This window comes from Meiothermus sp. (genome assembly GCF_026004115.1).
Lineage (GTDB): Bacteria > Deinococcota > Deinococci > Deinococcales > Thermaceae > Meiothermus.
Map to the genome: position 1 here is coordinate 554047 of NZ_BPIM01000001.1, position 10589 is coordinate 564635.

Annotated in this window: 11 protein-coding genes; 9 read left to right on the forward strand and 2 right to left on the reverse strand. The window is 61.5% G+C overall.

The window, feature by feature from the left end; translation table 11 throughout:
• Nucleotides 1-21 precede the first annotated feature (21 nt).
• Nucleotides 22-291 (forward strand): hypothetical protein, encoded by a 270-nt coding sequence (locus Q0X23_RS02590; RefSeq protein WP_297858839.1) that lies wholly within the window; start codon nt 22-24, stop codon nt 289-291.
• Here the strand turns inward: Q0X23_RS02590 and mnmA are convergent.
• Entirely contained in the window at nt 262-1362 is a 1101-nt protein-coding gene (gene mnmA, locus Q0X23_RS02595) for a tRNA 2-thiouridine(34) synthase MnmA (protein ID WP_297858840.1), read from the reverse strand. The two genes, Q0X23_RS02590 and mnmA, sit on opposite strands and share 30 nt — an antisense overlap.
• 100 nt (nt 1363-1462) lie before the next feature.
• Here mnmA and Q0X23_RS02600 point away from each other — a divergent pair, with 100 nt between their 5' ends.
• A complete protein-coding gene (locus Q0X23_RS02600; protein ID WP_297858841.1) occupies nt 1463-2203 on the forward strand; it encodes an META domain-containing protein in 741 nt (246 codons plus the stop codon).
• Between the two features lie 5 nt (nt 2204-2208).
• Here Q0X23_RS02600 and Q0X23_RS02605 read toward each other — a convergent pair whose 3' ends face one another.
• Entirely contained in the window at nt 2209-2811 is a 603-nt protein-coding gene (locus tag Q0X23_RS02605; protein ID WP_297858842.1) for a Uma2 family endonuclease, read from the reverse strand.
• Nucleotides 2812-3024: 213 nt separating this feature from the next.
• Between Q0X23_RS02605 and pyrR the strand changes: the two genes are divergently transcribed.
• The 7 genes from pyrR to Q0X23_RS02640 all read left to right on the forward strand — a co-directional run bounded on the left by pyrR (nt 3025) and on the right by Q0X23_RS02640 (nt 10586).
• On the forward strand, nt 3025-3570 hold the full coding sequence (pyrR, locus tag Q0X23_RS02610) for a bifunctional pyr operon transcriptional regulator/uracil phosphoribosyltransferase PyrR (RefSeq protein WP_297858843.1): 546 nt from the start codon (nt 3025-3027) through the stop codon (nt 3568-3570).
• Nucleotides 3567-4502 carry an aspartate carbamoyltransferase catalytic subunit gene (locus Q0X23_RS02615; RefSeq protein ID WP_297858844.1) on the forward strand — a complete coding sequence of 312 codons (936 nt, stop codon included), beginning with the start codon at nt 3567-3569 and terminating at the stop codon, nt 4500-4502. The genes pyrR and Q0X23_RS02615 overlap by 4 nt, the downstream gene beginning before the upstream one ends.
• A 66-nt stretch (nt 4503-4568) precedes the next feature.
• Nucleotides 4569-5885: a dihydroorotase gene (locus Q0X23_RS02620; protein ID WP_297858845.1), complete on the forward strand. Its 1317-nt coding sequence runs from the start codon at nt 4569-4571 to the stop codon at nt 5883-5885.
• 35 nt (nt 5886-5920) lie between these two features.
• Nucleotides 5921-6397, forward strand: coding sequence for a hypothetical protein (locus tag Q0X23_RS02625; protein WP_297858846.1), 477 nt, complete (start codon nt 5921-5923; stop codon nt 6395-6397).
• Nucleotides 6398-6463: 66 nt separating this feature from the next.
• The gene (locus Q0X23_RS02630) at nt 6464-7144 is read left to right on the forward strand and encodes a response regulator transcription factor (protein WP_297858847.1); all 681 of its coding nucleotides are present in this window, start codon (nt 6464-6466) and stop codon (nt 7142-7144) included.
• Between the two features lie 193 nt (nt 7145-7337).
• A complete protein-coding gene (locus Q0X23_RS02635; protein WP_297858848.1) occupies nt 7338-7850 on the forward strand; it encodes a hypothetical protein in 513 nt (170 codons plus the stop codon).
• Nucleotides 7851-7886: 36 nt separating this feature from the next.
• Nucleotides 7887-10586, forward strand: coding sequence for an S-layer family protein (locus Q0X23_RS02640; protein ID WP_297858849.1), 2700 nt, complete (start codon nt 7887-7889; stop codon nt 10584-10586).
• Nucleotides 10587-10589: the final 3 nt, after the last annotated feature.

Sequence of the window (10589 nt, forward strand, 5' to 3'; positions counted from 1 at the left end):
GGGCGGGTATACTTGCGCCAGATGAAAAGCCTCGAGCAACGTGTCCGCGACTTTTTAAACCGACCCCTCCCCGACGAGGTGGCCCTCCACTACGAACCCGACTCCCTCACCGAAGTGTTTCTCAACACCTTTGTCCAGGGTCAGCCGCTGGATGCAGCTCTGGTACAGATGGGCAAAATTTGTCTGAGTCAAATGGATCAGACCATTGCGCAGGTAAGCACCGAGCCCGCGCGGGAATACTTCATCGAGTGTCGGAAATTGCTAACCGAGGTGTTGCAAACCGTGATGTGAAGTTTGGTTCCAGAGGTTGTACAGCGGCTTCTCGATAAAACCGCCCCCCAGCAGCCTGTCCCCCCGGTACAGCACCACCGACTGGCCGGGGGTAACGGCAAACTGGGGCTCCAGAAGCCGAATCGTCATCCGACCCGGGCTCATCTCCTGCACCGAAGCCGCTACCGCCCTGGTGCGGTAGCGCACCTGTACCTCAAGCTGCGCGGGCAGGTCGGCGGGCTCTACCAGCAGGTTGACCTCGCGGGCCTCGAGCCCCCCCCACAAGCAAGCCTCCCGGGGCCCCACAATCACTTCGTTGGTGGCGGTATTAACCTGCACCACGTAGCGCTCGAGGTGGCTCTTCCACAGGCCCAGGCCCTTTTTCTGGCCCACCGTGTAAAACTGCGCCCCGCTGTGCTCCCCAATCTGCTGGCCCGTTTCCAGGTCGATGAGGGGCCCGGGACGAGCAACTATGTGACCGGCCAGAAAGTCCTTCAGGTCGCCCTGAACAAAGCAAATATTCTGGCTCTCGGGCTTTTTGGCGGTGGGCAGGCCAAACTGCTCGGCCAGGGCCCGCACCTGGGGCTTTTCCAGGTGCCCCACGGGGAAGAGCATGTGGGGGATGGCCTCTTTGGGCGTGCCCCACAGGAAGTAGGTCTGGTCTTTCTTGGGGTCGCCCCGGTACAGCCCGCCGTCCCGGTTAATCACGTAGTGGCCGGTGGCCACGTAGTCGCAGCCCAGCATGCGGGCCTTTTTTAGAAGCGAGTCGAACTTGACCCGGGTGTTGCAGTTTACACAGGGGTTGGGGGTCTGGCCCGCCTGGTAGCCGGCAATAAAAGGGTCAATGATTTTGGCCTGAAACTCTTCGCGGTAATCGAGCAGGTAGAAGGGAATGCCAATGATGTCTGCGACCCGCCGGGCCTCGTAGGCGGCGTCAGGCGAGCAGCAGGTCTCGAAGCAGTCGTCTTGCTTGTTGTCGGGCCAGAAGCGCATCATGGCCCCGATCACCTCGTAGCCCTGGGCTTTAAGCAATGCCGCACTCACGGAGGAATCGACCCCCCCGCTCATGGCCGCCAGTACACGCTTGCTCATAACGATCCGTAGAGCCCCCAGGCTCCCAGAGATTAAGTGTACCTGATGCTTTTAGGAGTTGGTGCACACTTTTTGCCACTAGAATATTTCCAGGTGAAGCATGAAAAGTCTTGTATATCTGATGATTTTGCTCGGTACGGCCCTGGCCCAGGGAGCTTCCCTCGAGAACACCCGCTGGACGCTGGCCGCCTATGCCCAGGGTGGGCGCTTTGTGCAGGTAGGGCCGGAGGTAGGGGCTACGCTCGAGTTTACCCAAAACCGCGTCGGCGGCCAGACCGGCTGCAACAGCTTTGGGGGCAACTATACCCTGGAGGGCGACACCCTGCGCTTTGGCCCCCTGATGCAAACCATGATGGCCTGCCCCGATGAAGCCATTAACCGTTTGGAACGTGCCTACTTGCAGGCCCTGGGGCAGGTGCAGGCCTACAGCCTGGAAGGCAGTGTGCTGCGCATGAAAAACCAGGCCGGCCAGACCCTCTTGATCCTGTCCCAGGCCCGGCCCCAGGCGATTCTCGGTGAGTGGACCGTAACCGCCATCCACAGCGGCAACGCCATTGCCTCTGTGGCCGAGGGCAGCAAACCCACCGTTGGCTTTGGCCAGGCCCGCATGGCTGGAAACACCGGCTGCAACCAGTTCTCGGCCCGCTACAGCCTGCAAAACTTTTCTCTGCAGGTTGGCCCTGTCGCCAGCACCAAACGGGCCTGCCCCAGCGAGGCCCTGGCCCGCCAGGAAACTGCCCTGCTGCAGGCCCTGGAAAAAGTGGAGGGCTTCCGTATTGTGGGCCGACGGCTTACCCTCTACGATGCGGAAGGAAAAATCCTGATGAACCTGTCCCGCTGATGGGCTCACTCCCCGCTGGCAGTTTGTAAGTCAGGCATCACCGCCTTCGCTCTGAACGTAGTAAGGAAACAAATCCTCCACCGGCATCCGCCACCCCGGCAAGGGCAGGCTCGGCCTCGGCCACATCCCCCCGGCGGTATATGGTCGGGTGGCTGGGGGTCGCTGGCCCGGTAGACCCGCACCACCTCGACCCCCAGCATGTCCACATCCCAGACCACCAAGGTACCCGCCGCAAAATAGTCGGCGCGTTTCTGGGCCATCTCTTGCTCGGCTTTTTTGCCGTAATCGCCATCACTCCGAACTTCCACGGCAAATACCGGAGCCCCCTCCAGGAACTTCATCCCCGAGTGAGGGCCCACATAATAGGCCGCATCGGGGCTAAAGCTCTTTCGCCCAGGCAAGTCCACTGCAAAGCCCACGTTGTCACCAACCGCATAACCGTTTCGATGCGCCAGGGCGTACTCATGTAGGCTGAACAAAATCCTCATTGCGGCGAATCCGGGTAGAAATCCAGTTGGCGGCATGCGCACAATCTCCCCACCGACCAGCTCGGCCTTGCCGGGTTCTTTCATCAGGTCGTCCAGGGTGGCTTCCTTGACCTTGGGCATGCCCTCAGTTTAGCGCAGTTGTTGACGGCCTGTGCTCCTCCACCGTAGCATGAGGGTTGGGAGCAGTCCCGCACCTTTAATCCCGATCCCGTGAGGTCGGAAAGGAGAGAAAATGAAGCATACCCCAACCCCCAAAACTAAAGCTGCGCGCCCGTTATGGGCGCATTTTTTATGGTGCCCCAAACGCGGTAGGCTGGGCGTGGAGGAACAACCATGACCTTCAAGTCCAAACTCCTGAATGAAGACGAAGTGCGCCGCGCCCTGACCCGCATCGCCCACGAGGTCATCGAGAAGAACAAGGGCACCGACAACCTCTGCTTTGTGGGCATTCATACCCGCGGCATCAGCCTGGCCCAAAGGCTGGTAGACCTGGTGGAGAGGTTTGAGGGCAAGCGGGTGCCCATGGGCATTCTGGACATCACCCTATACCGAGACGACCTGACCGAAATCGGGCTGCAACCTAAGGTACGCGAGACCCGCATCCCCTTCGACCTGAACGGCAGGGCTGTGGTGCTGGTAGACGACGTGCTCTTTACCGGCCGCACCGCGCGGGCTGCCCTCGACGCCCTGATTGACCAGGGCCGCCCCAGTCGCATCTACCTGGCGGTGCTGGTAGACCGAGGGCACCGCGAGTTACCTATCCGGGCCGATTTCGTAGGTAAGAACCTGCCCACCTCCAAAAGCGAAGTGGTCAAGGTAAAAACCCAGGAAGACGACGGCGAGGATGCTGTGGAGCTATGGGAGATGGAAGAATCATGAACGAGACCGCCACCTCGAGCTTCCCCAAACACCTGCTCGACTTCCAGGACTGGAGCCGCACTCAGGTAGAAAGCCTGTTGGAAACTGCCCAGATGATGCAGGAGGTACTGGCCCGTCCGGTCAAGAAGGTGCCGGCCCTTACTGGTTTTACGGTGGCAACAGTCTTCTTCGAGCCTTCTACCCGCACCCGAATCTCCTTTGAACTGGCCGCCAGGCGTATGTCGGCCGATGTGGTTAGTTTTTCGGGCGCCGTGAGCTCCACCACCAAGGGTGAGACCTACCGGGACACCCTGCGGACGCTCGAGCAGATGGGCATCGATGCCTACATCCTACGCACCGACGCCGCCGGGGTGCCCCACCAGGCGCACCGCTGGCTGCACAAACCGGTCATCAACGCTGGGGATGGCTGGCGAGCCCACCCCACCCAGGCCCTGCTGGACGCTTTTACTCTGCGGGAGAAGCTGGGCGACCTCGAGGGCAAAAAAATCGCCATTGTGGGCGATATTCTGCACTCCCGCGTAGCCCGCTCCAACGCCGAACTGCTGCCCATGCTAGGGGCCAAGGTGGTGGCCTGTGGCCCGGCCACCTTGCTCCCCGGCAGCTTGACCGGAACCACCCTCACCACCAACCTGAAGGAGGCCCTGGCCGAGGCTGATGCGGTAATGGCCCTGCGGCTGCAGAAAGAGCGCATGGACAAGGGGCTGCTGCCCTCGCTACCGGAGTACATTGCAGGCTATCAGATTACCGAGGAACGCTTGGGCTGGGCAAGGCCGCAGGCCCCCCTGCTCCACCCCGGCCCCATGAACCGCGATGTGGAGCTCGAGGGCACCCTGGCCGACTCCCCCCGCAGCCTGGTGGAACGGCAGGTAGCCAACGGCCAGGCTGTGCGAATGGCCGTGCTGTACCACGTGCTGGTAGGCAAGAAAAGCTGACAGCGCAGAGCACCCTTTGCAATTAACCATTTGCTATCGACTATCAGCACGACCCAAAGGAGCCACATGAAGGGTGAAATCCTGATCAAAAACGCAAAACTGGCGGACGGGCGCGGTGAGCACGGCAGCGCCGACGTCCTGATTGGGGAAGGGCGCATTCTGTCGCTAGCGGGCGGCGATGCCTCAACGGTACTGGACGCAACCGGAAAGGTCTTGTCGCCGGGATTTTTCGACCCCCATGCACACCTGCGCGAGCCAGGACAGGAAGTGAAAGAAGACCTGCAAAGCGGCCTCACGGCGGCAGCCAAGGGAGGCTATACCGATGTGGTCTCGATGCCCAACACCTCGCCCGTGGTAGACAGTGCCGAGATTGTGCGGGCCCTCAAGGAAAAAGCTGCCCAGATTGGACGTGCCCGGCTCCACCCCGCTGCCGCCCTAACCCAGGGGCAGGAGGGTAAAATTCTGAGCGAGGCCCGGCTTTTGCGCGAGGCGGGGGCGGTTATGCTTACCGACGACGGGCGCACCAACGAAGACGCTGGGGTGCTGGCCCAGGGCCTCCAGTACGCCGCTTCGTGGGGGCTTCTGGTCTCGGTGCATGCCGAGGATGCCGGCCTGCGACGCGGCGGGGTCATGCACGAAGGGAAGGTTTCGTTTCGGCTGGGGCTACCGGGCAACCCGGCCTATGCCGAGAGCGCCCGTATTGCCCGCGACCTGGAGGTGGTGCGCTACGTGATACAGGGGCCGGGGATGGAGGCCCTGAGGTCGGAAAAAAGCCTGCTGCACATTCAGCACCTGAGCACCCGGCGCGGCCTCGAGCTGATTCGCCAGGGCAAGCAAGACGGCCTGCCCATCAGCACGGAGGTCGGGCCACATCACCTGACGCTAACCGATGAACATCTGGAAAGCCTCAACCCCATCTACAAAGTAGCCCCACCTTTGCGCACCCAGGCCGATCTGGAGGCCCTGGTGGAAGGGCTTCTGGACGGCAGCATTGACTGCGTCGGCACCGACCACGCCCCCCACACACAAGACGAAAAAGAGCTGGATCTGCTGCGGGCCCCTTTTGGCATTCCCAACCTCGAGGTAGCCTGGCCGCTTCTGTACACCGAGCTGGTGCTCAAGCGCGGGTTTCCGCTGCCCATCTTGATAGAACGCTTTACCGACGGCCCCAGGCGGGTACTGGGGTTTTCCCCCATTCACCTGACCGAGGGGGCCGAGGCCAGCCTGGTGCTGTGGCAGCCCAACAACCCACGCCCGGTGGAGCCTTCTGCCTTTGCCTCTAAGGCCAAATATAGTCCATGGGAGGGCTGGACGTTGCAGGGCTGGCCGGTGCTTACCCTGGTCGAGGGCCGAAGGGTGTTTGCTTCAGAGCTGCCCCTCTAATGTAATTCTCCAGGCAAGGCTTAAACTCGACAAGTATGCGTCCTGTTGTCATCCTACTTGCGGTCGGCTTGCTGTTGGGCTGTTCGAAGGCCCCACTAAGCGTTCCCCTGCGCGATTTTGATATAGATGTTGCAGCCATCCAATCGGGCAAAATTGCCTTTGTGAAGCAAGGCTTTGAAAAACCCCCGGTAGGACTAACCAGGGCCAGCCTGGAGGGCAGCCTGACCTACAAAACGGGTGTTTCCTTTACTTTCTACGCTGCCGATACCGAGCCCTGCACAACCCAAATCAACGGTCTATATCTTTGCGACCAAAACCCTGCCATTGAGGAAATCGGCATGGCCAACTTCACCTCGAGTCCAACCCAGCCCCTACTGCTTTCTGGGAACAAGCTCACCAACGGGATCAACACCGGCGATCTCTGGATAGGCATCAAGCTGGAAAGCGGCCTTTTTACCGCTGGAACTCTTCAGTTTCGCAACATGGTAGCCAAGATAGCTGTTTTACCTTGAAATCAGTCCAAGTCTTAATAACAAACCAAAACAGCGAATTTAACTCGGTATACTCTGCTGCGGTATATGGAACGTATATTGGTCGTGGAAGACGATCCCCAATTGGCGCGTCTGGTCACATCGACCCTCGAGCGCGAGGGCTTCTCCACTTTGCTGGCCATCAACGGCCTGGATGCTGTGCAGATGGCACCGCAAGCCGACCTGATGGTACTCGACCTGGGTCTACCGGGACTGGGGGGCCTCGAGGTAATACGCGAGTTGCGTGCGGCCGACTGGAGCCTGCCCATCCTGGTAGCCAGCGCCCAGGGTTCGGAAGACTTGCGCGTGCGGGCCTTGGAGCTCGGCGCCGACGATTACCTCACCAAGCCCATGAGCCTGCGGGAGATGGTCGCGCGGGTACGGGCCTTGTTGAGACGCGCGCGACCAGAAGAGGAAGTTTGCGTCGGCGATCTGCGCATTGTGCTCAAGCGACGCCAGGCCTACAGGGCCAACCAACTGCTGGATTTATCCCCCACCGAACTCGATTTGCTGCTAACGCTAGCCCAGAACCCCGGCGAGGTCTGGAGCCGGGAGCGCTTGTTGCAGCGGGTCTGGGGCGCCGAGCGTGGCAGCGCGGTAGATGAGCGGGTCGTGGATAGCTATGTGGCCCTGCTGCGGCGCAAGCTGGGCGACGACCCCAAAGCCCCGCGCTATGTCGAAACCGTTTTTGGCCAGGGGTACCGGCTGGTGGATAGACCCAAAGGATAGATTTATTTCAAAAAAGCGTTACGTTTGTTTTTGCTTTTCCAAACAAACTTTTGGCCAGTTTTGAAAGGGTTGTGTAAATACCCCCCTGGCGGTATTGTTCATTTGACCGGGTTCCGGTGGGTTTCTCATCTAAACTTTCTCCTTAGTGGCGTTACGTCTGTTTTTAACAGCCGGGACGCCCATTGGAGGAATCATGAGGGTGAAGCAATGGTGGACGGTGGCTTTAGGGTTGTTGCTGACTTTTGCTCTGGCCCAGACCCGGGGCGATATTCGGCTCGACTTGAAGGCCTACAGGGTTTTGAGCGTGCAAGAGCAAGGGCGCACGGTGGAGAGACTCGAGGCCGCCCTGGACGCCAAGCCCGGCCAGATCATCGAGTACCAACTCACTGCCCAGAACACCACCGACAACCCCCTCCGCCTGGTAGCGCTCGTCGTGCCCATTCCTGCCAGCACCGCCTACCAGGCCATGAGCGCCGAGCCTTTCCGGCTGGGCGAAACCTTAGTTATTCCAGAGTTCAGCTTCGACGGGGGGCGCACCTACGGTAAACCCCCGCTCAAGCGCAAGGTTCGTGTTACAGAAAACGGCAAGGAGGTCGAGAAGGAAGTCGAAGTGAAACCCGAAGAATACACCCATGCCCGCTGGGTACTCCCCGAGCTGGGCGCAAAGCAGTCCGTCTTGCTCAAACTTCGTACCGTCGTGCGGTAATGCGCCGCAGCGTAGTGCACAAGGAGGAATCCAGGAATGAACAAACTCTTCGCCCTGTTGGTTGCAGCGCTGGTGCTGTTTGGGGCTGTAATGGCCCAGCAGACCCCGGCTGGAACCAACATCTCCAACCAGGCCTCGGCCAGCTATATTGACTCGGCCGGTCAGGCCCGCACCACCACCTCGAACCAGGTCATCACCGTGGTGCAGCAGGTCTATAGCTTCAGCATCACCCCGGACGGCACCCAGGCCGCCCCAGGCCAGACCCGCAACGCCCTCCCAGGCGCACCCGTCTATTTCAGCTACACGGTCAACAATACCGGTAACGGCTCTGATACCATCAACCTGACCACCGTGCAAGATACCGGGGATAACTTCGACCTGGGCAGCACGACCATCTACCTCGATGCTAATTGCAACGGCACCATTGACCCCGGCGAGAACACCCCCATCACCAGTGTGAACCTGACCCGCCAGGGAACCCCAGGGGCCAGCGCATGTGTGATTGTGGCCGGAACCATCCCGGCCTCGGCCACCAACGGCCAGTTTGGCAATCTCAACCTGAGCGGCACCTCGGCCGGCAGCCCCAGCGTGACCGACACCAACAACTGGGCCCGGGCTACCGCCACCACCGCCGCCGCCCTCACCGCCACCAAGTCGGCCAGCCCTGCCGGTAGTGTGAGCCCCGGCAGCAGCATCACCTACACCATCAGCGGTTCGAATGTGGGCGGTAGTGCGGCCAGCGGCGTGAGCGTGAGCGGTCTTACTGGCACCGGTATTCTTGTTGCAGATGCCATCCCCAACGGCCTGACCGTATCCACCGCACCCACCGGCAGTGCAGGCGCTGGCACGGTGCAGATCGTCTACTCTACCAACGGAGGCGCGACCTGGAGCACCACCTCGCCGCTGCCCCTGACCGGCGACACCACCGGAACCAACCGGGTAGGCATGTTCATCAGCGGCAGCGGGGCCTTCTTCCCCCAGACCGCCTCCTACACCTTTAGCTTCCAGGCCACCGTACCGACTGCCTCGCCCGCCGGAACCGCCTACACAAACAGCGCAACTGTGCAATACAGCAACGGCACGGCCAACCAGACCACCACCTCCAACACCACTACCAGCACCACCGCCAGCCGCTTTAGCGTGGCCATTGGCGGCACCGGCGCTACAGCGGTGGATGGGGCCGATACCCAGACCCTGGCCTCGGCCTTCTCGGGTAGCACCATCAGCTTTAGCTCCACTTTGCAAAACACCGGCAATGCCTCGGATAGCTTTACCCTGAGCCTGGGCCCCAGCACCATTGGGGTCTGCACCCTGTTCCAGTCCGACGGCGTAACACCGCTTTCGGGCCCGGTAGGCCCCCTGGCCGCAAATGCAACCTACCCGGTGGTGGTACGCTGCGCCATCCCGGCCAGCCAGACTACCGGCGGCAGCGTGACCCTGACCGCCACCTCGGTCAATAACCCCAGCGGTAACGTGGCGACACTCCTGGACGGCGTGGATGCAACTACGCTGGCCGTTACCTCGGTGGTCTCGGGCTACGCTGTGGACGCCGCCCACAACACCAACGGCGCCGCGGGCGGCGAAGCCGGCGACCCCACCAACGATAGCCGCCCAGGCTACAACCCGGCCGTGAACCCTGGTGGCAGCGCCCTCTTCCCCTTCGAGGTGAGCAACACTGGCCAGAACCCTGATACCTACACCTTCTCGGCCTCGCTGCCCATGGGCTGGACGGCGGTCTTCTACCCCGATAGCGACTGCAACGGCAGCATGGACACCCCCACCCCCACCCCGGTGAGCGGCACAGGCCTCCTGAACAATGGCAGCACCACCTGTTACATTGCTGCGGTACAGGTACCTGCCGGTACAGCCCCCGTAGACGCCACCCCTGGCACCAGCGACAACGTGCAGTTCACCATCACCAGCACCACCCTGGGCAGCGTAAGCGATACCCTCCGCGGTGCGGTAGATGTGAACCTGGTGGCCCAGGTCACCCTGAGCCCCGACCGCACCGGAACCCTCACCACCCCCGGTACTCTCACCTATACCCACACCTTGATCAACAACTCCAACCAGAGCGGGGTGTGCAGCATCACAGGGGACGGCGGCAGCTTTGGCTGGACCTACCAGTACTCGCTGGATGGCAGCACCTGGGCGGCCAGCCTGAGCGGAGTCTCGGTAGCGGCCAACGGCGGCAGCCAGACCTTGTACGTGCGGGTACTCACCCCCGCCGGACAGCCCATCGGGCGTACCGACGTCAATACCGCGACCGCAACCTGCACGGTAGGCAGCGCCACAGCCAGCGATAGTGCCAGCGAGACCACCACCGTGGTTGGCGGCGACCTGCGCCTGACCAAGAGCGGCGTGAGCTATGTGGGCAACACCTCCACTGTGCGCGACCCCAATGCCGCCACGGCCTTGCCCGGCGACGTGATTGAGTACACCGTGGTGGCTACCAATATCGGGACGGGCAATCTCCAGCAGGTGGTGATTACCGACCCGCTGCCGTCGTATACCAACTTCGTCAGCGTGAGCGCCACCATCGGCGGCTTCAGCGGCGGTACGGTGCTTTACTCCACCAACGGCACCACCTGGAGTGCTACCGCCCCGACCACCCTTAGCGCGGGCAGCTCGATCTACGTGGCGGTGGACACCAACGGCGACAACAACATTACTAGCACCGACCTAATGCCGCCTGCGGCCACCATCACCCTCTCCTTCCGGGTGCAGGTGCAGTAAGTC